The organism is Streptomyces sp. NBC_01525, assembly GCF_045040405.1.
GTDB classification, from domain to species: Bacteria; Actinomycetota; Actinomycetes; order Streptomycetales; family Streptomycetaceae; genus Streptomyces; species Streptomyces benahoarensis.
In genome coordinates this window covers 1,836,179-1,859,521 of record NZ_CP109397.1, presented here as the reverse complement: position 1 = coordinate 1,859,521, position 23,343 = coordinate 1,836,179, and the positions used below count along the sequence as shown (strand labels likewise).

Sequence of the window (23,343 nt, the reverse complement as noted above, 5' to 3'; positions counted from 1 at the left end):
CGGGGTGAGCCTCTCAGGGTGAGTGTGTGCCAGATGCCAGCGCCCGCTGCTAACGGCACATCGAGTACCCCAGCCCCGCTCCGGCCACGTGCCGGGGCGGGGGTATTCTGTGTTGCGTGGGATTCATGGATGAATTTGCCGAGGTGCGGTCAGTGCTTCAGGCGCTGCGCAAAGGTCGAAGCATGACCGCATAAAGCGGGGAATCGGCGAAGGGCTGCTGCTCTCCGACTTTCCGGTACGCCCAGGACTCGTACAGAGCTTGCAGCCTGGGGCGCTGGGTATCCACGGTGAGCGTTACGTGCGCCTCGGGCCGTGGGCTGATGAGCGCCTCGTGCAGGCGCGCAGACAACCCCTGCTTCCGCCACTTCACCCGGAGCATGAGCTCGGACACCGCGAACGTTGACGCATCATCGGGCTCGGGGACGTGTTCACGCCACCATTCGTTGCCGGGGTCGTTCGGCGCCCCGTAGGAAAAGCCAACTGGATCTCCGGCCTGGTAGCCGATTACGCACGAGAATCCGGCCTTGTTTCCCCACCGGTCAACGAACCACGGGAAGCGCTGTACAAAATCCTCACCCATACGGTCCGCGTATGCGTCGGCATGCACGTCCAAGAGCGTCGATCGGATTTCCGGAAGGTCGTCCTTGGTGTAGTGGCGCAGGTCGATATCAGCTGTCACGCCGGGCTCCATTCAGATCGGTATCGGTCGCCCCACTCCCGGGCCACGGTGGCGGTTGGCGCGAGGGTGAGTAGGCCACGGTGGAAGTCACCCAACATGACACGCAGACGCCCCGGGAGGGGGTGCCCAGCCATCAGGGCGAAGGCATCCGCGGTAGTAGCACATCCTCTGTCGATTTCGCCTTCACGCCGCGGCAATGGGCGTGGAGACGAACTGGGCCATGCTGCTCCCCACGTTGGCCGCCGAGCAGTGGCTCGACACCCTCGACCACGCCCCGGCCATCGAATGGGCCAGCACCGCCCCCACCCGGGCAGGTGGGCGATGAAACCCACCCCGCACACCGTGATCGCCCTCACCACCAGCGCCCGCGTGATCATCAACTACGACACCGGCACCACCGAATTGCGACGGCTCGACGGCCCGCCCGTCGCCGGCACCGTCGTGCACATCCCGCCCTCCACCCCCGCGTGGGGCACGAACGAGGCACCCGCCGTCCTGCCCGCCAACGGATTCGCGCCCATCCACTGGCGCCTGGGCGCCATCCCGGCAATCCTCATCACCGCCGCGGCACGGTCCTGCGGACCACGCGCCCGACGCTTCCGCCGCCTCGTACGGCTAGCCCGATACGGCAGCCGCCGCCCGCCCGCGACTCTGGCCCAGGCCGAGTTCGCTGTCCGCGCCGTACGCCGGGCCTCGACGTACTTCCCCGCCCGCTGGGCGTGCCTGGAAGAGTCCGTCGCGGCCACCACGCTGCTGGCCCTCGCCGGCTTTCGCGGCGAGTGGCGCCACGGCTTGGCCTCGGAACCCCGTACGCCTGCACGCCTGGCTCGTTGATCCCAGGGGAAGGCCCGTCGAAGAACCCGACGAGACCGTGCTCTACACCCCCACCTACACACCGGACGGCCCTGGCCCCGCCCGCCAGGACCGGAGGGAGAACACAACGTGAGCACTCCGCACCTCCTCCTGACCGGCGAACGCCTCGCCCTGGGCATGCCGCGCGAGGACCTGCTCCCCGAATACCACCGCTGGGAGACCGACTACCGCACCCTCCTCGGCTACGGCGCAGGCTTCCCCCAATCCTGGAATCGCGCGCCGCCGGCTGGGAACGCCTCCGCAACAGCCCCTCCAGCCCGCGGTTCGAAGTGGTCCGGACCGAAGACGAGGCCGCCATCGGACTCACCACCCTCCACGTCGCTCAGGTCAGCAGGACAGCGGAATTCGTGATGATGCTGGCCCCGCACGAACGCGGCAAGGGCTACGCGGCCGAAGCCGCCCGCCTCACCCTCGACTGGGCCTTCCACATCGGAGCCCTCCGCATGATCTGGCTCAAGGCCCTCGCACCCAACACGGCGGGCATCGCCGCCTACGAGAAAGCAGGGTTCCGGCATGCTGGCCGCATGCGCCAATCCGGATACTGGATGGGGAAGCCTGTCGATGAGCTGATCATGGATGCCCTCCCAGAGGACTTTCCTGGGCCTTCCGCGATCAGCGAATAGCGCTGGCTCGAAGTCGCGCAGACCACGAGCAGCGCGCGGGAATACCGATGTGCGGGCTGTCGCCGTATCTGAGAGCCTGTAGGGCCGGTGTGTGACACACCGGCCCTCTCCGTGCCCGACAACGCGGTCGGCCGCACTCCCACTCCCGCTCGCATACCTCGCCGGAGGACCACCGCGTCATGCCCTTGGCCCTGCTCGCTCTTGCGGTCGCCGCGTTCGGAATCGGTACCGCAGAATTCGTCATGATGGGCCTCTTGCCCAACGTCGCGGCTGACCTCGGGGTGACTGTCCCCACCGCGGGCTGGTTCGTCACCACATACGCACTCGGCGTCGTCATCGGCGCCCCGCTCCTGACGATGCTGGGCACCCGGCTGCCGCGAAAGCTCACGCTCATTCTGCTCATGGGGCTCTTTACCCTGGGCAACTTCGTAGCCTCGATCGCGCCGGACTTCGGCACTTTGATCATCGGCCGTGTCCTGGCCGGCCTTCCGCACGGTGCGTTCTTCGGCGCCGGAGCCGTTGTCGCCGCCCGGATGGTCGCGGAGGAGCGTCGTGCACGCGCCGTGGCCACCATGTTCCTCGGGCTGACCGTAGCCAACATCGTTGGCGTCCCGGTCGGCACCGCCCTCGGCCAGCACCTCGGCTGGCGCGCCACCTTCCTCGTCGTCGCGGGCATCGGCGTCGTCGCGATGGCCGCACTGGCCCGCCTGGTGCCGCCGCTGCCCGCCGGGGAACGCACCGGGCTCGGCCGCGAACTGCGCGCCCTCGCCGGGCGGCAGGTGCTGCTCGGCCTGCTCACCACGGTCCTCGGCTTCGCCGGTGTCTTCGCCTTCTACAGCTATCTCGCGTCGGTGCTGACCAAGGTCACCGGCTTCTCCGAGACCTCCGTGACGCTGGTCCTCGCCCTCTTCGGCATCGGGATGACGCTCGGCGCCCTCGCCGCCGGACCGCTCACCGACCGGGCGCTGCGCCCCACCCTCTACGGTTCACTGGCCGCCCTCGCCGCGGTCCTCGCGGTCTTCCCGCTGGCCGCGCCGCACAAGCCGCTCGTGCTGGTCGCCGTCGTCCTGATCGGCGCGGTCGGCTTCATGACCACCACACCGCTCCAGATGCTGGTGATGGAGAAGGCGCAGGGCGCGCCGACGCTGGCCGCCGCGTCCAACCAGTCGGCGTTCAACCTCGCGAACGCGGGCGGCGCCTGGGCGGGCGGCCTCGCCCTGTCGGCGCACTGGGGCTGGACGTCGCCCGCCGCCGTCGGCGCGGTGCTGGCCACCGCGGGCCTCGCCGTCGCCGTCACCGCCGGACTCCTGGACCGTACGAAGGAGGGCGGCTGCGACGTATCCCGCGTCGTGGCCCGCGGCGGCGCCGCGGAGGAGCCCGTGGAAGCGTCGGCACCCGCCGGCCACCGCGGCTGACGGTGCACGCCGGGCGCCGTACGCACCCCGGCCCGCCGCGTCAGGCGCCCTCCCGCCACAGGTTGGTGACCGGCAGCCGCCGGTCCTTGCCGAAACCCTTCGCGGAGATCTTGGTGCCCGGCGGGTACTGCCGCCGCTTGTACTCCGCCGCGTCCACCATCCGCAGCACCCGCACCACGAGGGCGTCGTCGAACCCCTCCGCGACGATCTCGGCCCGTCCCCGGTCCCCGTCGACGTACCGCGCCAGGATCCGGTCGAGGACGTCGTAGTCGGGCAGCGTGTCGGTGTCGAGCTGGCCGGGGCGCAGTTCGGCGCTGGGCGGTTTGGTGAGGGTGTGCTCCGGGATCGGCGGGGTGCGGCCCCGGTCGGCGGCCGCGGCGTTGCGCCAGCGGGCCAGCGCGTAGACGTCGCTCTTGTAGACGTCCTTGATCGGCCCGAACGCGCCGACGGAGTCGCCGTAGAGCGTGGAGTAACCGCAGGCCAGCTCGCTTTTGTTGCCGGGCGCGAGGACGAGGTGGCCCTCCTGGTTGGAGAGCGCCATCAGCGTGGTGCCGCGCACCCGCGACTGGAGGTTCTCCTCGGCCGTCCCGCTCAGCCCCAGCGACTCCATGTACGCGTCGACCATCGGGCCGATCGGCACCGTACGGAACGCCAGCCCGGTGCGGCGGGCGAGGTCGGCGGCGTCGGTGCGGGAGTGCTCCGAGGAGTACGCGGACGGCATCGCGACGCCGTGGACGTGCCGGGCGCCCAGCGCGTCGCAGGCCAGCGTGGCCACCAGCGCCGAGTCGATGCCGCCGGACAGCCCCAGGACCACGCTGTGGAAGCCGTTCTTCGCGACATACGCCCGCACCCCGACGACCAGCGCGGTGTAGATCTCCTCCAGGTCCTCCAGCCGCTCCGCCTCGCCGCCCAGGGCCTGCGGCGGATAGGCGGGCAGCGGGTCGGCGGAGAGCGTGACGTGGTCGATGCGCAGCCCGTCGCCGACGGTGCCGGACGGTGGCTCGGCGGCGGCCGCGGGCAGCTCCAGATCGACCAGGACGCACCCCTCGGTGAACTGCGGCGCCCGCGCGATCACCCGGCCGTCGGGGGAGACGACGAGCGAGTCGCCGTCGAAGACCAGCTCGTCCTGGCCGCCGGTCATCGCCAGATACGCGGTGGTGCACCCGGCCTCCCGGGCCCGGCGGCGCACCAGCTCCAGGCGGGTGTCGTCCTTGTGCCGCTCGTACGGCGAGGCGTTGAGGGAGAGCAGCAGTCCGGCCCCGGCGGCGCGGGTGGCAGGGACCCGGCCGCCGTCCTGCCAGAGGTCCTCGCAGATCGCCAGCGCCACATCGACGCCGTGCACCCGTACGACGGGCAGCGTGTCGCCGGGTACGAAGTACCGGAACTCGTCGAAGACGCCGTAGTTGGGCAGATGGTGCTTGGCGAAGCTCAGCGCGATCCGGCCGCGGTGCAGCACCGCCGCCGCGTTCTGCGGCGCCCCGGCGGGCCGTCCGTAGCGCGGCAGCTCCCGCGCGCAGCGGTCGAGGTGGCCGACGACGACGGGGAGTTCGCCCAGCCCCTCGGTGGCCAGCCGCCCGGCCAGCTCCGCCAGCGCCGCGCGGCTCGCCTCGACGAACGACGGGCGCAGCGCGAGGTCCTCGACGGGGTAGCCGGTCAGCGCCATCTCGGGGAAGGCGACGAGGTGTGCGCCCTGCTGGGCGGCGTGGCGGGTCCAGTGCAGCAGCGTCCCGGTGTTCCGTGCGAGAGCGCCGACGCAGGTGTCGATCTGGTTGAGGGCGACGCGAAGCTGAGGCACCCCACCATTTTATTCGGCTTTCTGACGCGAGGGGGGTCGGGAAGGTTACGGGCGGGGCGCGTGTGTGACGGGCGGATGACGGGGCGCGGCCGGGCGGCCCGCGCCCCGCCCGGCCGTGGGCGGCGGCCCGTGCGTATGCGGCCGCCGCCCGCCAACTCCCTTGTACACAGGGCTAGTCGCGGTATCCGAGCACCGTCATCATCCCGCTCTCCGAGTGGTACACGTTGTGGCAGTGCAGCATCCACAGGCCCGGGTTGTCGGCGTCCAGATGGACCCGCACGGTGCGGCCCGGGCGCACGCTGACGGTGTCCTTGCGCGGCCCGCCGTCCGCCAGCTCGAAGGCGTGGCCGTGCAGATGCATCGGGTGCCACATCCGGGTGTGGTTGCGGAACACCAGCTGTACCCGCTCGCCCTCCCGGACGGCGTAGCGCTGCGACGGCGTGAACGGCTCGTGGTTGATCGCCCAGTTGAAGCGGCCCATCGACCCGGTCAGCACCATCTGATGGCGGCGTTCGACGTCACGCTCGGGGAGCCGCACCGACTCCGCGGAGTACAGATCGGGCGCGGTGACCAGCTTCCCGTCCAGCTCCCGGGGACGGGTGCCGGGGCCCGGCGCGGAGCCGCCGCCGGTGCGCAGCACGGCCTGGGCCAGGTGCTTCTTGCCCTCGGCGAGCGCGGTGAGCGGGAAGGCGCCGTCCTTGGCGGTGACCAGCACGTCGTAGCGTTCGCTCATCCCGAGCAGCAGCGTGTCGGTGTCGGCGTGCTCGACGGGGTGGCCGTCGGTGTGGGTGATGGTCATGGTGTGCCCGCCGAGCGCCACCCGGTAGGCGGTGTCGCCGCCCGCGTTGATCAGCCGGATCCGGATGCGGTCACCGGGGGCGGCGGTGAAGGTCTCCGGGTCGTCCGCGGTCCGCCCGTTGATCAGATGGAGCGGGTAGTCCACATTGCCCGCCTCGCCGCCGAGCAGCTCGCTGTGGGAGCCCTTCAGGATCCGCGACGGCCCCTCCGGCGCGGCGGCGGCCCGCATCTCGTGGCCGCCGTGACTCATCCCATGGTTCAGCTCCTTGAGGATCGCGTCCGGGTCGGAGCCGTCGATCCCGTCGACCCAGTCGTCGAGGACGACCACCCACTCCTTGTCGTACGCGAGCGGTTCCCGGGGATCGTCGACGATCAGCGGCCCGTACAGGCCACGGTCCTGCTGTACGCCGACGTGCGGGTGGTACCAGTACGTGCCCGGCCGCACCACCATGAAGCGGTACGGGAAGGACGCCCCGGGTGCCACGGCGGCCTGGGTGATGCCCGGCACCCCGTCCATGTCGTTGCGGAGCGCCACCCCGTGCCAGTGGACGGTGGTGTGGTGCGGCAGGTTGTTGGCGAAGTCCACCGCCAGCGTGTCGCCGGCCGTCACCCGCATCTCCGGGCCGGTCAGCGAACCGTCGTACGCCCAGGTGCGGACGGTGCGGCCGCCGAGCTGGACGAGGGCGGGCGTGGCGAGCAGGGACAGCTGCCGCACCGGGCCGTTGCCGCGCCGCTTCTCGGCGTCGCGGACATGGGGCCCGCCGGGCGTGACGTATCCGGGCGGGACGTCGCCGGAGGCGGCCGCCGCGCCCCTGCCGTCGGCGCGCACCGGGCGGGCGGCGGCGGTGCCGCCCGCGCCGAGCAGCCCGGCGGCGACGGCGGCGGCTCCCGCGCCGAGCAGCGTCCGCCGCCCGGGCTCGGCGGGGCGGGCGGATGGATCGGTCAGGGGACGAGAGGAGCGCTCAGGTCGCATGAAGTACCTCGGGGTGTCGGTGGGCGCACGACCACGGGCAGGACGTGGGGTGCGAAAGCGAATGAATGCGGACAAATTGCCGATGGGGGAGTGAGCGGAAGGAAGGCGGGTGGGGGGCTCGGGGTGAGGGGCCGGTGGGCGGCGGTGGGCGGCGCGCGGCGGGCCCGGCGGTCGGGTGGTGCCTCGCGGGGCACCTTACGACCTGGGGGGCGGGAATCCGCGGCGTCACGGCGCCCGCCACGGACACCGCTCCTTCCTCCGGGGCTATCGGCCACTCCGGGTCGTTACCCCCGCGGGGTATCCGCCGGGCGGGCGGCGTGTCGTACGGCGTCGGTGTCCGGCGCCGCGGACGCGTGCCCGGAACGCGGCGGCGGGCGCGACGTCCGGGACCGTGGGCGCGCGACCCGGCGTACGGCGGCGGGCGCCGCCCGCGCGGGCCTCCTCGCCGCGCGCCCCGGCACACCGCGGCGCGCCCCTCGCCCCGCCCACGGCCACCCCGCCCGGCGGGAGAATCACCGCGCGGGGCGGGAGAATCGGTGCCGGGCGGGAAGAAACCGAGCAGGGCGCGGCCGGGGGCGGTGCGAGACGGATGAGCGGGAGGCCGCGGATGAACCGCAGCAGGGGCAGCAGTCAGGACAGCGGAAGCCGCGGGAACGGCAGCCACGACGACGGCACCTGGCACGACGACGGCACGGACCGCGCGCCGGACCGGCCCCGCGGCACGGACGCCGCGGACGGTCCGGGCCCCGGCGCGCCGCCCGGCCGGATGCTGCGCGTCGACGGCGTGCCGCTGCACGTGCTCCAGGAGGGCGCAGGTCCCGTCGTGGTGCTCTGCGGCGGCCTCGGCATGGCCTGGTTCGACTGGGAGGCGGTGGCCGCGCTGCTCGCCCCCGACCGCACCGTCGTCCGCTTCGACCGCCCCGGCCTCGGCCTGAGCGCCCCCGCGCCCGGCCCGCCGACCGCCGCTGCCGAGGCCGACCGGATCGCCCATGTCCTCGACGCGCTCGGCCACGCGGGCCCGGCCACCGTCGTCGGCCACTCCATGGCCGCCTTCCACGCCGAGGCGTTCGCCCGGCTCCACCCGCACCGCTGCGCGGGCCTGGTCCTCGCCGACGGCAGCCTCGCCGGCCCGGTCCGCCCGGTGCTGCCGCGCGCGGTCCGGCACGCTTGGGCGGGCGGCGTGGCGGGCGCCGCCTCCGCCGCCGGACTGCCCCGCGCCCTCGGCCCGGCCGGACGCCGCCTCGTCTCCCGCGCCGGGGCGCTCGGCCCGCACCCCGCGCACCCCTGGGAGCGCGCCACGTACCGCACCAGCCGCGTCGTCCGCGCCTGCGCGCTGGAGAACGCCGCCCACCCCTACCAGGCGGCGGAAGTGGCGGCGCTCCGTCCGGAGCGTGCGCTGCCACCCGTTCCGGTGACGGTCCTCGCGGCGTACGGCGGCGGGGAGACGCCCCGGGAGCTGCGGTGGCTGGAGCGGCAGCGGGGCCTCGCCGCCGAGCTGGGTGGCCGGTTCGTGGTGGCCGCGCCCGCCGGGCATCTGCTGATGGCCGACGCGCCGCACGCCGTCGCCCGGGCCGTCCGGGAGCTGTGACGGGCCGTTTCCCGGTCCGTCACGAACGGGTCAACGGCGGCTCCCGGAGAGGTCAGGAGTGCGCCAAGCCGCCGGTTTGCCGTGCCGTGGGCCGTGACAGACGGCGCCCGTGCGCCCCACGCTGACCATGGCGGGCTCACCGGGTGCGCCCCCGGCGTGGCGGGCGACGGCCCGAGGACACGGCCGGGCGGTTCTGAATCAGGCCAAGGGTGCGTAATGTGACGGTAACCCCCGCGCGTGATATTGGTGTGCCACACGATGTGGTCCCACACGTGTGGACGGGCCGATTGACCTGCAAGGATTGGTGAACCATGGACAAGCAGCAGGAGTTTGTGCTCCGCACGCTGGAGGAGCGTGACATCCGTTTCGTTCGGCTGTGGTTCACCGATGTGCTCGGGTTCCTGAAGTCCGTGGCCGTCGCGCCCGCCGAGCTTGAGCAGGCGTTCGACGAGGGCATCGGCTTCGACGGCTCCGCCATCGAGGGCTTCGCCCGGGTCTACGAATCCGACATGATCGCCAAGCCGGATCCGGGCACCTTCCAGATCCTGCCCTGGCGCGCGGAAGGCCCCGGCACCGCCCGGATGTTCTGCGACATCCTGATGCCCGACGGCTCCCCCTCGTACGCCGACCCGCGCTACGTCCTCAAGCGCATCCTGGCGAAGACCTCCGACCTCGGGTTCACCTTCTACACCCACCCCGAGATCGAGTTCTTCCTGCTCAAGGACAAGCCGGTGGACGGGCGGCGGCCCACCCCCGGCGACTCCTCCGGCTACTTCGACCACACCCCGCAGAACGTCGGCATGGACTTCCGCCGCCAGGCCATCACGATGCTCGAATCGATGGGCATCTCCGTGGAGTTCAGCCACCACGAGGGCGCCCCGGGCCAGCAGGAGATCGATCTGCGGTACGCCGACGCGCTGTCGACCGCCGACAACATCATGACGTTCCGGCTGGTCATGAAGCAGGTGGCGCTGGAGCAGGGCGTGCAGGCGACGTTCATGCCCAAGCCGTTCTCCGAGTACCCCGGCTCCGGCATGCACACCCACCTCTCCCTCTTCGAGGGCGACCGCAACGCCTTCCACGAGTCCGGCGCCGAGTACCAACTCTCCAAGGTCGGCCGGTCGTTCATCGCCGGACTGCTCCGCCACGCCGGGGAGATCTCCGCCGTCACCAACCAGTGGGTCAACTCCTACAAGCGCATCTGGGGCGGCGCCAACCGCACCGCGGGCGCCGGCGGCGAGGCCCCTTCGTACATCTGCTGGGGCCACAACAACCGCTCCGCGCTGATCCGGGTGCCGATGTACAAGCCCGGCAAGATGGGCTCCACCCGCGTCGAGGTCCGCTCCATCGACTCCGGCGCCAACCCGTACCTGACGTACGCGGTCCTCCTCGCCGCCGGACTCAAGGGCATCGAGGAGGGCTACGCACTGCCGCCCGGCGCCGACGACGACGTCTGGGCGCTGACCGACGCCGAGCGCCGCGCGATGGGCATCGAGCCGCTGCCGCAGAACCTCGGCGAGGCCATCGACCTGATGGAGCGCAGCGAACTGGTCGCCGAAACCCTCGGCGAGCACGTCTTCGACTTCTTCCTGCGGAACAAGAAACAGGAGTGGGAGGAGTACCGCTCCGAGGTCACCGCCTTCGAGCTGCGCAAGATGCTGCCGGTTCTGTAACCCGATCCCCGCCGTCGCCCGGCCCGGCGGCCGGGCGGACCCCGAGAGGCGCCCGCCATGGCACAACCCGCTCCGCAGGGCCGGCGGAGCAGCACCTTCACCCGGCTGCTGCGCCACGGTTTCACCGACCCGTCGGCGGCCGCCCGGCTGCTGCGGACGCCCGAACTCGCCCCCGTACACGACGACTCGGTGCTGCTGGAGGCGTTCGGCGGGGCCGCCGACCCGGATCAGGCGCTGCTCGGGCTGGTCCGGCTCGTCGAGGCGCAGGATGAGGCGGAGCGGCAGCGGCTGCTGGCCACGCTGGTCACCGCGAAACCGCTGCGGGACCGGCTGCTGGGCGTCATGGGCGCCTCCGAGGCGCTCGCCGACCACCTCGCCCGCCACCCGCGCGACTGGCAGTCGCTCGTCACGTACGAGGCGGCGGACCTGCACCCGGCCACCCCGGAGTTCGAGCAGGCGCTCGCCGAGGGCGTGTGGGGCGAGGAGGGCGGTGCGCTGCCGCGGCCGGACGCGCTGCGGATCGCCTACCGCCGCTGCCTGCTGGGCATCGCCGCCCGCGACGTGTGCGGCACCACCGACCTCAGCGAGGTCGCAGCCGAGCTGGCCGACCTGGCGACGGCGACCCTCCGCGCCGCCCTGGAGATCGCCTCCGGGGAGGCGCCGGGCGACGCCGCCGTGTGCCGCCTCGCCGTCATCGCGATGGGCAAGTGCGGCGGCCGGGAGCTGAACTACGTCTCGGACGTCGACGTCGTCTTCGTCGCCGAGGCCAAGGAGGGCACCGAGGAGGCGGCGGCGCTCCAGGCCGCGACCCGGCTCGCGGCGCGCCTGATGCAGGTCTGCTCGGACATCACCGTCGAGGGCACCATCTGGCCGGTCGACGCCAACCTCCGGCCCGAGGGCCGCAACGGCCCGCTCGTCCGCACCCTCAGCAGCCACCTCGCGTACTACCAGCGCTGGGCGAAGACCTGGGAGTTCCAGGCGCTGCTGAAGGCCCGGCCGACGGCGGGCGACCCCGAGCTGGGGCAGGCGTACGTCGACACGCTGGCGCCGCTGGTCTGGCAGGCCGCCGAGCGGGAGAACTTCGTCACCGATGTGCGGCAGATGCGGCGCCGGGTCATCGCGGGCATCCCCGTCGCCGAGGTCGACCGGGAGCTGAAGCTCGGCCCCGGCGGGCTGCGGGACGTCGAGTTCGCGGTGCAGCTCCTCCAGTTGGTGCACGGCCGCAGCGACGCGACGCTGCGCAGCGCCACCACCCTCGACGCCCTGACGGCGCTCGCCGCGGGCGGCTACGTCGGCCGCCAGGACGCCGCCGCCCTCGACGCCGCCTACCGCTTCCTGCGCACCCTGGAACACCGCATTCAGCTCCAGCGGATGCGCCGCACCCATCTGATGCCGGAGGACGGCACCGATCTGCGGCGCCTGGCCCGCTCCATGGGGCTGCGCACCGAACCGGTCGACGCGCTGCGCGCCCAGTGGAAATGGCACGCCCGCGAGGTGCGGCGGCTGCACGAGAAACTGTTCTACCGGCCGCTGCTGGACGCCGTCGCCCATCTGGAGCCCGGCGAGACGCGCCTGTCGGCGAAGGCCGCCGGACAGCGCCTCGAAGCGCTCGGCTACGCGGACCCGGTCGGGGCGCTGCGCCACATGGAGGCGCTGGCGTCCGGCGTGACCCGCAAGGCCGCGATCCAGCGGACGCTGCTGCCGGTGCTGCTCGGCTGGTTCGCCGACTCCGCCGACCCGGACGCCGGACTGCTGGGCTTCCGCAAGGTCTCCGACGCGCTCGGCAAGACCCCCTGGTACCTGCGGCTGCTGCGCGACGAGGGCGCCGCCGCGGAGAACCTCGCCCGGGTGCTGTCCGGCGGCCGCCTCGCCCCCGATCTGCTGCTGCGCGCGCCGGAGGCGGTGGCGCTGCTCGGCGCCGCCGACGGGCTGCGCCCGCGCGGGCGGGTGGCGCTGGAGCAGGAGGTGCTGGCGGCGGTCGGCCGCGCGGACGGCGCGGAGGCGGCGGTGGCCGCGGCCCGCGGGGTGCGCCGCCGCGAGCTGTTCCGCACCGCCGCCGCCGATCTGATCGGCGCGTACGGCACGGAGGACCGCCCCGCCGAGGAGGACCCCGGGCGGCTGCTGGACGTGGTCGGCTCCGCGGTCTCCGACCTGAACGCCGCGACGCTCGCCGGTGCGCTGCGCGCCGCCGTCCGCGAGAGCTGGGGCGACGCCCTGCCGACCCGCTTCGCGGTGATCGGCATGGGCCGCTTCGGCGGCCACGAGCTGAGCTACGGCTCGGACGCCGATGTGCTCTTCGTCCACGAACCGCGCGAGGGCGCCGACGAACAGGAGGCCGCCAAGGCCGCCCGGGCCGTCGCCAACGAGATGCGGCGGCTGCTCCAGCTCCCGTCCGCCGACCCGCCGTTGCCCATCGACGCGGACCTGCGCCCGGAGGGCCGCTCCGGCCCGCTGGTGCGCTCCCTCGCCTCGTACGCGGCGTACTACCGGCGCTGGTCGCTGACGTGGGAGGCGCAGGCGCTGCTGCGGGCCGAACCGGTCGCGGGCGACGCGGAGCTGGGCCGCCGCTTCATCGACCTGATCGACCCGCTGCGCTACCCGGTCGAGGGCCTGGGGGAGGACGCGGTCCGCGAGATCCGGCGCCTCAAGGCCCGGATGGAGTCCGAACGGCTGCCGCGCGGCGCCGACCCGACCACCCACGCCAAGCTGGGCCGCGGCGGTCTGAGCGACGTCGAGTGGACGGTGCAGCTCTTCCAGATGCAGCACGGCTGGGAGCTGCCGGGCCTGCGCACCACCCGCACCCGCGAGGCCCTGGCCGCCGCGCACCAGGCCGGACTGATCGGCACCGAGGAGGCCCAGATCCTCGACGAGGCGTGGGTGCTGGCCGCCCGCGTCCGCAACGGCGTGATGCTGGTCCGCGGCCGCCCCGGCGACACCTTCCCCGCCGACGCCCGCGAACTGGCCGCCGTCGGCCGCTACCTCGGCTACGAGGAGGGCCACGTCGGCGACATGCTCGACGACTACCGCCGCACCACCCGCCGCGCCCGCGGGGTGGTGGAGGAGGTGTTCTACGGGGCGTGAAAGGGGCGGGCCGGTCCAAGGGCGCCGGTCAGTGCGCCCGGACCGTCGCGTCGAGGGCGTCGAGGCCGTCCCGGTAGATGCCGGTGAACAGCGCCTCGGCCTCCTCGTCGCTCACACCGTCGGGGACGAAGCGCCCGTCCCACTGGACCTCGGCCTCCTCGGGCCTGCCGGGCACTGCGTGCACGCGGAGCGTGGAGAGGTAGCCGGTGACGGGGAAGGGGGCCCGCAGGATGGCGTAGCTGTAGAAGCGCTCCTGGCGGCTGTACGCCGTCATCTGCTCGACGATCACCTCACCGTCGGCGTTGGTCAGCCGGCGGGCGCCGCCGCCCTGTTCGGAGACGCTCTCCGGGATGTAGGGCAGCCAGTCGGGCAGGGCGTGGAAGCCGCCGATCAGGTTCCAGACCTCCTCGGGGGAGGCGGGGACGGTGCGGCTCACGGAGGTGGAGGCCATGGTCGGCTCCTTCGTACGTGGGGGGGGGTGGGTGCCGGGCCGGTCAGGCGCCGGCCGGGAGCGGGGCCGCCGGGTCGAGCAGACCGGCCTCGCGCAGGTCGTGCCAGAACGCGGCGGGGATCTCCTCGCGCAGGGCGCCGAGGTCCTCGGCGATGCGGGAGGGGCGGGTGGCGCCGGGGATCGCGGCGGCGGTCACCGGGTGGGCGAGGACGAACTGCAGCGCCGCGGCCTTGATGGACACGCCGTGCCGGTCGGTCAGCTCCCGTATGCGCCGGACGGTCTCCAGGATGTGGGCGGGGGCCTGCTGGTACTCGAAGTGGGTACCGCCGGCCAGTACACCGGAGCTGTACGGGCCGCCGACGATCATCTCGACGTCCTGCTCCTGGGCCGCGGGCAGCAGCCGCTGGAGCGCCTGGCCGTGGTCGAGCAGGGTGTAGCGCCCGGCCAGCAGGAACCCGTCGGGGCGCGGCTCGTCCAGGGCGAGGGTCAGCTCGACGGGCTCGACGCGGTTGACGCCGAGGCCCCAGGCCTTGATCACGCCCTGGTCGCGCAGGTCGTCCAGGACCCGGAAGGCGCCGGTGCGGGCGGTCTCGAACTGGGTGAGCCAGCGGTCGCCGTGGAAGTCCTGGGCGATGTCGTGGACCCAGACCATGTCCAGCCGGTCGGTGTTCAGCCGCTTGAGGCTGTCCTCGATGGAGCGCTTGGTGGCGTCGGCGGTGTAGTCGTCGGTCATCTTGTGGGGGCGGCCGTGCTCGAACAGGCCGCCCTTCTCGCCCAGTTCACGGGTGGCGGGGTCCTCGACCTCGTCGTGGATGACCCGGCCGACCTTCGTGGACAGCACGTACGCGTCCCGCGGCTGCTGCGACAGCATCCGGCCGAGCCGGATCTCGGCCAGGCCCGCGCCGTAGAAGGGGGCGCTGTCGTAGTAGCGGATGCCCTGGTCCCAGGCGGCCTGGAGGGTGGCCTGCGCCTCGTCCTCGGGGATGGCGCGGAACATGTTGCCCATGGGGGCGGTGCCGAAGCCCAGCGAACCGGGCAGCAGGTGGGTGAGGCTCATCGGGAGCTCCCTTTCATGGAGGGCTTGGGTGGTGGCGAGCCGTCGGGCGCCTCCCCGTTTCGCGCTTTCACGGACTTGCTTGCATACGACGTTACTTGCATACGCGGCATAATGCAAGCGCGCATTATGCGCGTCGCGTGGATGGTGTCACCCCGAGGGCCGGCGGCAAAAACGACTGCGGCCGGCCCCTCCTTCCGGAGGCGGACCGGCCGCAGTGGGTGGGCGGGCGGCGCCGCCCCGGGGGCTCAGGGCAGGATCGGGTCCACGTGACCGCCGTCGACGCGCAGCGCCCGTTGACGACGACGCGCGCTCCCGCGCGGGCGAGGCCGACGGCGATGGCGTGGCCGGTGCCCTGGGTGGAGCCGGCGACCGGCGCGGTGCAGCCGGACAGACCGATCTGCATGAGGCGTTCCCCTCGTCGGGGCGGTGGAGCTGCCGGCATCGAGTGGGTACCCCGCAGCGCCCGTCCCCGGGGGACAGGCGCTGCGGGGCGGTTCGGGGTCAGTTGAGGGTGTCGGGGTCCGGGCCGGTGCGCAGGCCCCGGTCGAGCCCGGCGATGTCGGCCATCTCGGCGTCGGTGAGCGTGAAGCCGAAGACGTCGAGGTTCTGCCGGATGCGCGCGGGGGTGACGGACTTGGGGATGACGATGTTGCCGAGCTGGAGGTGCCAGCGCAGCACCGTCTGCGCCGGGGTTACGCCGTGTGCCGCGGCGATTCGCACGATCGCCTCGTCCCCGAGGACCGCGCCCTGGGCGAGCGGGCTCCACGCCTCGGTCGCGATGGAGTGCTCGGCGTGGAAGGCGCGCAGCTCGGCCTGCTGGAGGCCGGGGTGCAGCTCGACCTGGTTGACCGCCGGGGTGATGCCGGTGTGCTCCATGAGCCGCCGGAGGTGCGGGACCTGGAAGTTCGAGACGCCGATGGCGCGGACGCGCCCGCCCGCCAGGATCTTCTCCAGCGCCTTGTAGGTCTCCACGTACAGGTCACGGGCCGGGGTGGGCCAGTGGATGAGGTAGAGGTCGACGTGGTCCAGGCCCAGCTTGTCCAGGGAGGCGTCGAATGCGGCCGGGGCGCGGCCTGCGCCCTGGTCCTCGTTCCACAGCTTGGTCGTGACGAACAGTTCCTCGCGGGCGAGGCCGGAGGTGGCGAGGGCCTTGCCGGTGCCGCGCTCGTTGCCGTAGATCGCGGCGGTGTCGATGCTGCGGTAACCGGCCTCCAGTGCGGACGAGACCGCGGCGGTGGTCGCGTCGTCGGGGACCTGGAAGACGCCGAAGCCCAGCTGCGGCATGGTCACGCCGTTGTTGAGTGTCACGTTCGGGACGGAGATCATCAGGGGTTCCTAATTCGTGGGTGCCGTGGTGGCGGAGGGGGCGGTCGGCGGCCGCCGACCGGTCCGGGGGAGGGCCCGCGGCCGGTGCGGGCGCGGGGTCAGGAGTGGGCGGTTCCCGCCGGGACGGGCGCGGCGGCCGCGTCAGGGTGCGCCGGGGCGGACACCGCCTCGGCGTGGGCGGAGCGCAGCTCCAGCCGGTGCGAGACGACGGCCAGCACCAGGGCGGCGGCGGCCAGGACGGCGCCGACGGCGTTGGGTGCGGCGTAGCCGAGGCGGGCGGAGATCATCAGGCCGCCGAGCCAGGCGGCGAGGGCGTTGCCCAGGTTGAAGGCGCCGATGTTGGCCGCCGAGGCGAGCGTCGGGGCACCGTGGGCGTGGTCCAGGACGCGCTTCTGCAGCGGCGGGACGGTGGCGAAGCCGAGCGCACCGATGAGGAAGACGGCCACGACGGCCGCGACCTTGCCGGAGGCCAGGAAGGTGAACAGCAGCAGGACCAGCGCCAGACCGCCCAGGGCGGTGTGGAGCATCGGCATCAGCTTGCGGTCCGCGAACCGGCCGCCGACGAGGTTGCCCACGACCATGCCGACCCCGAAGACCACCATCAGCCAGGTGACGGAGGACTCCGCGAAGCCGCTGACCTCGGTCATCATCGGCGCGATGTAGGTGATCGCGGCGAACACGCCGCCGAAGCCGAGGACCGTCATGGCCATCGCCAGGATGACCTGACCGTTCTTGAAGGCGGCGACCTCGTGCCGCAGTCGCACCCCCTCCGGCTTGGGCACGTCGGGGATGAGCCTGGCGACGCCCGCGAGGCCCAGGACGCCGAGGGCGGCGACGATCAGGAAGGTCACGCGCCATCCGGCGCTCTGGCCCACGAACGTGCCCACGGGCACGCCGACGACGTTGGCCACGGTCAGGCCGGTGAACATCATGGAGATGGCGCCCGCCTTCTTCTCCGGCGCCACCAGCTCGGCGGCCACGACGGAGCCGATGCCGAAGAACGCGCCGTGGGCCAGCGAGGCCACCACCCGGCCGATCAGCATGACGGCGAAGACCGGGGCGACGGCGGAGATCACGTTGCCGATGATGAACAGGCCCATGAGCAGCATGAGCATGTTCTTGCGGGAGATCTTGGTGCCGAGGACGGTCATGAGCGGCGCGCCGATCATGACGCCGAGGGCGTAGCCGGTGACCAGGAATCCGGCCGTCGGTACCGAGACCCCGAGGTCCGCGCCGACCTGGGGCAGCAGCCCCATGATGACGAATTCCGTGGTGCCGATTCCGAAGGCCCCTATGGCCAGGGCCAGAAGCGCGAGCGGCATGACGAGGGTCCTTTGAGGTGGGGAGGGGGAGCCGGAAGGGAGACGCCAGGAAGATGCGTGAGCGCCTTACATGCATCGACAATAGTTGCATACGATGGCTAATGGCAAACGCGGGTATAGTGAAGTGCGTGATACGGCGGCAGGCCCGCCGCCGGCGACTCCGCCCGTACGAACCGACTGAGGGAGCTGTCCATGACCGCCACTGACCCGGCGATGACCGCACTGGCGCACAGCTGGTCGGCGCTCTCGCTGCTGCACGGACGCATCGAGAGCAGCGTCGAGCGGGCGCTGCAGGCCGCGCACCGGTTGAGCGCCCGTGAGTACTCGCTGCTGGACGTGTTGAGTCGCCAGCACGACGGCGAGGGCGGCCACCTCCAGATGCGGCAGGTCGCCGACGCCGTGGTGCTCAGCCAGAGCGCCACCACGCGGCTGGTGACCCGGCTGGAGGACCGCGGGCTGCTGTCGCGGTACCTGTGCCCCACCGACCGCCGCGGCATCTACACCGATGTCACCGAATCCGGCCTGCGTCTGCTGGAGGAGGCCCGTCCCACCCACAACACCGCCCTGCGGGAGGCGCTGGACCGGGCGGCCGGTGAGCCCGTGCTCGCGCCGCTGGTGACCGCCGTCGAGGAGCTGCAGGGCGACGTCCGGCCGGTGTGATCCGCCGGGGGGGGCTCCGCCCTCCCGGCCCGGCGATCAAGTGCCGCCAACTTCCGTCTTCATGACGGGAGTTGGCGGCATTTTGCCGTTACGGCGCGCCCTGCGTCCCCTCCCGCACGCCCGCCGCGCGCAGCGCCCGTACCCGGTCCATCACGCCGGTCAGGGACAGCTCGAAGGCGGTGTCGGCGCGGTGCGGGCCCGCGTGGGCGACGGCGGCGGCGAGGCGGGGGGTGTCGGCGGGGTCGGCGACCTCCCACATCGTTTCGGGGGCGGCCAGGTCGAGGGCGGAGCCGAGGACGACGTTCTCCACGGCGACGATCACCGGGATCACCTCGGACGCGGCGAACCCGGCGTCCAGCAGCACCCCGCAGGCCCGCTCGTAGAGGGCCAGCACGCGCGGGGCGCGGACGGGGGAGACGGTCAGCAGCGGGATGGTGCGGGGGTGGGCGGCGAACGCGGCGCGGTAGCTGCGGGCCCATGCCTCCAGGGCCGCGTCCCACGGGGTGAGTTCCAGGGTGGTGGCGTCGATGGCCGCGCCGACGTGCTCGCGCAGCAGCTCGATGACCCCGGCCCGGCCATCGACGTGGTGGTAGACGGACGCCGTGCGCACCCCCAGCTCCCGGGCGATCTGCGGCACGCTGAAATCGCCCTGCTCGTCCACGAGCCGCAGCGCCGTCCCGCCGATCCGTGCCCGGTCCAGCAGCGGTGTCCGCGGCCTCGCCATGTCATCTCTCCCGCCCGTGAGGTCTTCCCGAATCGTACGGGCGGGGGTTACGGTGCAAAAACCGAAAGGCTTTAGGTTAAATTCCTTGCGGTCCCGTTGCCGTGCCCACCCCTCCCGCGCACCGGGCCGCCCTCCTCCTCCGCCGCAGAAGGGCACCCGCACGCCATGGCTGCTCCCGCCACGACCCCGCAAGGGGCCCCGCACCGCCCCGCACCACCCGGTACCTCCGGCCCGACGCTCCGCCGCGCCAGCCTCTCCGCCGCCGACATCGCCTTCTTCGTCATCTCCGCCGCCGCCCCGCTCACCGTCATGGCCGGGACCTCGCCCGTCGCCATCGGCGCCGGTGGCCTCGGCGCCCCCGTCGGCTACCTCCTGGCCGGGGCCACCCTCGCCCTCTTCGCCATCGGCTTCACCACCATGGCCCGGCACGTCCGCCACGGCGGCGGCTTCTACGCCTTCATCACCCGTGGCCTGGGCCGCCCCGCCGGATTCGGCGCCGCCACCCTCGCCCTCCTCGCGTACAACGGCATGCAGATCGGCGTCCACGGGCTGTTCGCCACCGCCACCCAGGAGGCCCTGGAAGCCTTCTGGGGCGTGCACCTCCCCTGGCCGCCGCTCGCCTTCGCCGGGATCGGCATCATTTGGTACCTCGGCCACCGCAGCATCGACTTCGGCGCCAAGGTCCTCGGCGTGCTGCTGGTCGCCGAGACCGGCATCCTCGTGCTGCTGGCCGGGGGCGTCCTGCTGCACGGCGGCGCGCACGGCCTCGCCGCCGACTCCTTCACCCCCGCGCACGTCCTGGTGCCCGGCACCGGCGCCGTCCTCGCCTTCGCGTTCGCCGCCTTCACCGGCTTCGAGTCGACCGCGATCTACCGCCGCGAGGCCCGCGACCCGGCCCGCACCATCCCCCGCGCCACCTACGTCGCGGTCGCTTTCCTCGGCCTCTTCTACGCCTTCATCATCTGGATCATCGTCCAGGCGTACGGCCCCGACCGGATCGTCGCCGCCGCCCTGAGCGACCCGTCCGGCCTCTTCTTCTCCGCCACCACGCGCTACGTCGGCGCCTGGGCCACCGACCTGATGCACATCTTCATCGTGACCAGCATCGTCGCCTCCCAACTCGCCTTCCACAACGCCATCAACCGCTACGCGCTCTCCCTCGCCCAGGAGGGCGTGCTGCCCGCCGCCCTCGGCCGCGTCCACCCCCGCAACCGCTCCCCGTACGTCGCCGGTGCCGTCCAGAGCGGCCTCGCGGTCCTCGTCGTCGCGGGGTTCGCGGTGGCCGGAGCCGACCCGTACCAGCAGCTGCTGCTGTGGATGAACACCCCCGGCATGCTGGGCCTCCTCGCGCTCCAGGCGCTCACCGCCGCCGCCGTGCCGCTCTTCTTCCGCCGCTTCACCCACGGCGAGGGCGCCTGGCGCACCCGCGTCGCGCCGATCGCCGCCGCCGTGCTGATGACCGGAGCCCTCGGCCTCGTCATCTCCAAGATCGACCTGATGACGGCGGCGCCGCTCGCCACCAACACCGTCCTGGTCCTCCTCGTCCCCGCCGCCTTCCTCCTCGGCCTCGTCCTCGCCCGGCGCGTACGGCGCAGCCGCCCCGCCGTCTACGCGGGGTTCGCGGCCGAACCCGCGGAAGCCGATGAGGATGACGGCGAGGTGCCGGACGGCCCCGCGACGGCCACCGCAACCACCGCCACCTCCGGAACCGCCCACCCCTGACCCCACCCCGCCCCGTACCACCCACCCACGACAGAGGAGCCCCCGTGCCCACCGCTTCCCCCGCCCCGCTGACCGTCGCCGACACCGTGCTGACCGGCGCCCGGGTGCGCACCCTCGACCCGCGGCGTCCCTGGGCGAGCGCCGTCGCCGTCAAGGACGGCCGGATCGCGGCGGTCGGCGAGGAGGCCGACGTACGGGACTGGCGCGGCGCGGCCACCGAGGTCGTCGACCTGGGCGGCGCCACCCTCACCCCGGGCTTCGTCGACGGCCACAGCCACCCCGTCTGGGGCGTCGACATGTCCGACGGCGTCGGCCTCTCCGCCGTCCGCGACCTCGACGGACTCCGCGCCGCCCTCGCCACGGCCGCCCGCGACCTGCCGCCCGGCGGCTGGGTCACCGGCTGGGGCCTCGACCACAACGTCTTCGGCGACCACCCCGTCCACCGCGCCCTCATCGAGGACGCCCTCGGCGGCGCCCCCGCCTTCCTGCGGCTCTACGACGGCCACTCCGCGCTGGCCAGCGGCGCGGCACTGGCCGCCGCCGGGGTCACCGGGCCGCGCACCTTCGCCCAGCGCGCCAGCGTCGTCTGCGATCCGGACGGCCCCACCGGGCACCTCGTCGAGCCCGCCGCGATGGACCTGCTGGCGGACGTTGTCCCGCTGCCCGACCCCGCGCAGCGCCGCGCCCGGCTGCTCGCCTCCCTGCACGAGATGGCCGCCGCCGGACTGACCGGCGCTCACGTGATGGACATGCAGGGCCCCGGTGTCCCCGAACTCCTCGACGCCATCGAGGCCGACGGTCACCTCCCCGTACGTCTCCGCCTCGCCCCCTGGTGCATGCCCGGCATCGACACCGACGGCCTCGACCACCTCGTTGCCCTCCAGCAGCTGCACGGCCGCCAGTGGCGGGTCGGCGGCGTGAAGTTCTTCATGGACGGCACCGTCGAGGGCGGCACCGCCTGGCTGGAGCACCCGGACTGCCACGGCGAGGGCACCGACGCGTTCTGGCCGGACCCGGCCGCGTACACCCACGCCGTCCACCACCTTGCCCGCGCCGGGGTCCGCACCGCCACCCACGCCATCGGTGACGCCGCCGTACGCCACGCCCTCGACACCGTCGAACTCCTAGGCGACACGGGCCGCTTCCGCCACCGCATCGAGCACATCGAGACCGTCCCCGGCGACCAGCTGCCCCGCTTCGCCGCGCTCGGCGTCGCCGCTTCCATGCAGCCGCTGCACACCGCCTACACCCGCGCCGACCACACCGACGCCTGGTCCCGCCGGGTCGGCGAGGAGCGCGCCGGACGCGCCTGGCGCTGCCGCGACCTGCGGGACGCCGGTGCCGTCCTGGTCCTCGGCTCCGACTGGCCGATCGCCCACCACGACCCGCGCGCCACCCTCGCCACCGCCCGGCTGCGCCGCCCCGCGGGCGCCCCCGACACCGCCCCCATCACCCCTGAACAGGCCCTGACCGGCCTGATGGCCCTGGAGGGCTGCACCATCCACGCCGCCCTCGCCGTCGGCGAGGAACACGAGGCGGGCCGCATCGCCCCCGGCTACCGCGCCGACCTCACCGCCCTCACCGTCGACCCGGTCACCGCCCCGGCCGACGATGTCGCCGCCGCACCGGTCCGCCTGACGATGTCCGGCGGCCACGTCACCCACCGGGGCTGAACGAAGGGGGGCCGGGGCATGCGCCCCGGCTCCCGGTCAGACCCGCACCAACTCCCGCTTGTGCCCCGCCGTGTCCCGCGCCAGATGGTGCGGCAGCGTCCCGTACCACAGGCAGGCCACCGCGAAGCCGAACAGCAGGCACAGGGCGCCGCCGCAGGCGTCCAGCCAGAAGTGGTTGGCGGTGGAGATGATCACCAGCAGGGTGAAGAAGGGATAGAGCAGCGCCACCGTTTTCACCCACAGCGGGCGGGCCAGCAGCGCCACCGTCAGGCCGCACCACAGCGACCAGCCGATGTGCATCGACGGCATCGCGGCGTACTGGTTCGACATCGACGCGAGGTTCCCGGACGCCATCGAGCCCCAGGTGTTGTGCCGGACGAGGGTGTCGACGAACCCGCCGTCGGCCATCAGCCGCGGCGGCGCCAGCGGATAGAAGTAGTAGCCGACGAGCGCGACGCCGGTGGTCGCGAAGAGCGCGAGGCGGGCGGCGGCGTACCGGCCGGGGTGCCAGCGGTAGAGCCAGACCAGCACGCCGATCGTCACCACGAAGTGCAGCGTGGCGTAGTAGTAGTTCATCGGCACGATCAGCCAGGTCACGGCGTTCACCGCGTGGTTGACGGTGTGCTCGACGGCGATGCCGAGGGCGTGTTCCGCCCGCCAGATCCAGTCGGCGTTCCGCAGCGCCTGCGCCTCCCGCTCGGGCACCGCGTTGCGGATGACGGAGTACGTCCAGTAGCTGAGGGCGATGAGCAGGATCTCGAACCACAGCCGGGGGGCGCGCGGGGCCCGCAGCCGGGTCATCCGGCCCGGAGGGGGAGGGCGTTCCGCGGTCGCGCCATGAGGCGGCGGGCTGGCCGGCGGGTCGTCGACGGTCCTCACATGCGCTTCACCCATGGGCAGACAGTTTGCC

At 73.1% G+C, this 23,343-nt stretch carries 19 protein-coding genes; 10 read left to right on the top strand and 9 right to left on the bottom strand.

The genetic code is table 11. The features are described from left to right. Positions 1-157 precede the first annotated feature (157 nt). Positions 158-691, bottom strand: coding sequence for a GNAT family N-acetyltransferase (locus tag OG422_RS08295; protein WP_405741477.1), 534 nt, complete (start codon positions 689-691; stop codon positions 158-160). 184 nt (positions 692-875) lie between these two features. Between OG422_RS08295 and OG422_RS08290 the strand changes: the two genes are divergently transcribed. The 4 genes from OG422_RS08290 (at position 876) to OG422_RS08275 (ending at position 3,590) form a co-directional block, all read left to right on the top strand. Then, positions 876-1,004 carry a hypothetical protein gene (locus tag OG422_RS08290; RefSeq protein WP_405741474.1) on the top strand — a complete coding sequence of 43 codons (129 nt, stop codon included), beginning with the start codon at positions 876-878 and terminating at the stop codon, positions 1,002-1,004. After that, positions 1,001-1,513, top strand: a complete 513-nt coding sequence (locus OG422_RS08285; protein ID WP_405741471.1) for a lasso peptide biosynthesis B2 protein — start codon at positions 1,001-1,003, stop codon at positions 1,511-1,513. Before OG422_RS08290 ends, OG422_RS08285 begins: the two co-directional genes overlap by 4 nt. A gap of 308 nt (positions 1,514-1,821) precedes the next feature. After that, complete coding sequence (locus tag OG422_RS08280; RefSeq protein ID WP_405741468.1) at positions 1,822-2,175, top strand: GNAT family N-acetyltransferase; 354 nt, start codon at positions 1,822-1,824, stop codon at positions 2,173-2,175. A 179-nt stretch (positions 2,176-2,354) separates the two neighbouring features. After that, complete coding sequence (locus tag OG422_RS08275) at positions 2,355-3,590, top strand: MFS transporter (protein ID WP_405741465.1); 1,236 nt, start codon at positions 2,355-2,357, stop codon at positions 3,588-3,590. Positions 3,591-3,630: 40 nt separating this feature from the next. On the opposite strand, the gene OG422_RS08270 is transcribed toward OG422_RS08275, so the two are convergent. Both OG422_RS08270 and OG422_RS08265 read right to left on the bottom strand, forming a co-directional pair. Further along, positions 3,631-5,385, bottom strand: coding sequence for an NAD+ synthase (locus OG422_RS08270; RefSeq protein ID WP_405741462.1), 1,755 nt, complete (start codon positions 5,383-5,385; stop codon positions 3,631-3,633). Positions 5,386-5,557: 172 nt separating this feature from the next. Then, positions 5,558-7,156 carry a multicopper oxidase family protein gene (locus OG422_RS08265; RefSeq protein WP_405741459.1) on the bottom strand — a complete coding sequence of 533 codons (1,599 nt, stop codon included), beginning with the start codon at positions 7,154-7,156 and terminating at the stop codon, positions 5,558-5,560. 766 nt (positions 7,157-7,922) lie between these two features. Here OG422_RS08265 and OG422_RS08260 point away from each other — a divergent pair. The 3 genes from OG422_RS08260 to OG422_RS08250 all read left to right on the top strand — a co-directional run bounded on the left by OG422_RS08260 (position 7,923) and on the right by OG422_RS08250 (position 13,498). After that, positions 7,923-8,744 (top strand): alpha/beta fold hydrolase, encoded by an 822-nt coding sequence (locus OG422_RS08260; protein WP_143942993.1) that lies wholly within the window; start codon positions 7,923-7,925, stop codon positions 8,742-8,744. 311 nt (positions 8,745-9,055) lie between these two features. Further along, a complete protein-coding gene (glnA, locus tag OG422_RS08255) occupies positions 9,056-10,417 on the top strand; it encodes a type I glutamate--ammonia ligase (RefSeq protein WP_143942992.1) in 1,362 nt (453 codons plus the stop codon). 57 nt (positions 10,418-10,474) lie between these two features. Next, the gene (locus tag OG422_RS08250; protein ID WP_143942991.1) at positions 10,475-13,498 is read left to right on the top strand and encodes a bifunctional [glutamine synthetase] adenylyltransferase/[glutamine synthetase]-adenylyl-L-tyrosine phosphorylase; all 3,024 of its coding nucleotides are present in this window, start codon (positions 10,475-10,477) and stop codon (positions 13,496-13,498) included. A gap of 28 nt (positions 13,499-13,526) precedes the next feature. Here OG422_RS08250 and OG422_RS08245 read toward each other — a convergent pair whose 3' ends face one another. The 4 genes from OG422_RS08245 to OG422_RS08230 form a co-directional block, all read right to left on the bottom strand. Beyond that, positions 13,527-13,949, bottom strand: coding sequence for an SRPBCC family protein (locus OG422_RS08245; RefSeq protein ID WP_405741455.1), 423 nt, complete (start codon positions 13,947-13,949; stop codon positions 13,527-13,529). Between the two features lie 43 nt (positions 13,950-13,992). Continuing rightward, on the bottom strand, positions 13,993-15,006 hold the full coding sequence (locus OG422_RS08240; RefSeq protein WP_143942989.1) for an aldo/keto reductase: 1,014 nt from the start codon (positions 15,004-15,006) through the stop codon (positions 13,993-13,995). Between the two features lie 501 nt (positions 15,007-15,507). Next, a complete protein-coding gene (locus OG422_RS08235; protein ID WP_405741452.1) occupies positions 15,508-16,332 on the bottom strand; it encodes an aldo/keto reductase in 825 nt (274 codons plus the stop codon). 98 nt (positions 16,333-16,430) lie between these two features. Next, positions 16,431-17,654: an MFS transporter gene (locus OG422_RS08230; RefSeq protein ID WP_405741449.1), complete on the bottom strand. Its 1,224-nt coding sequence runs from the start codon at positions 17,652-17,654 to the stop codon at positions 16,431-16,433. 192 nt (positions 17,655-17,846) lie between these two features. Here OG422_RS08230 and OG422_RS08225 point away from each other — a divergent pair, with 192 nt between their 5' ends. After that, entirely contained in the window at positions 17,847-18,314 is a 468-nt protein-coding gene (locus OG422_RS08225) for a MarR family winged helix-turn-helix transcriptional regulator (RefSeq protein ID WP_405741446.1), read from the top strand. Positions 18,315-18,402: 88 nt separating this feature from the next. Here the strand turns inward: OG422_RS08225 and OG422_RS08220 are convergent, their stop codons facing one another. Beyond that, entirely contained in the window at positions 18,403-19,038 is a 636-nt protein-coding gene (locus OG422_RS08220; RefSeq protein WP_405741442.1) for a TetR/AcrR family transcriptional regulator C-terminal domain-containing protein, read from the bottom strand. 165 nt (positions 19,039-19,203) lie between these two features. Between OG422_RS08220 and OG422_RS08215 the strand changes: the two genes are divergently transcribed. Both OG422_RS08215 and OG422_RS08210 read left to right on the top strand, forming a co-directional pair. Further along, positions 19,204-20,760: an APC family permease gene (locus tag OG422_RS08215; RefSeq protein ID WP_405741439.1), complete on the top strand. Its 1,557-nt coding sequence runs from the start codon at positions 19,204-19,206 to the stop codon at positions 20,758-20,760. 68 nt (positions 20,761-20,828) lie between these two features. Next, positions 20,829-22,433: an amidohydrolase gene (locus OG422_RS08210; protein ID WP_405747683.1), complete on the top strand. Its 1,605-nt coding sequence runs from the start codon at positions 20,829-20,831 to the stop codon at positions 22,431-22,433. A 36-nt stretch (positions 22,434-22,469) separates the two neighbouring features. On the opposite strand, the gene OG422_RS08205 is transcribed toward OG422_RS08210, so the two are convergent. Next, positions 22,470-23,327 carry a phosphatase PAP2 family protein gene (locus OG422_RS08205; protein WP_405741436.1) on the bottom strand — a complete coding sequence of 286 codons (858 nt, stop codon included), beginning with the start codon at positions 23,325-23,327 and terminating at the stop codon, positions 22,470-22,472. Between the last annotated feature and the right edge of the window lie 16 nt (positions 23,328-23,343).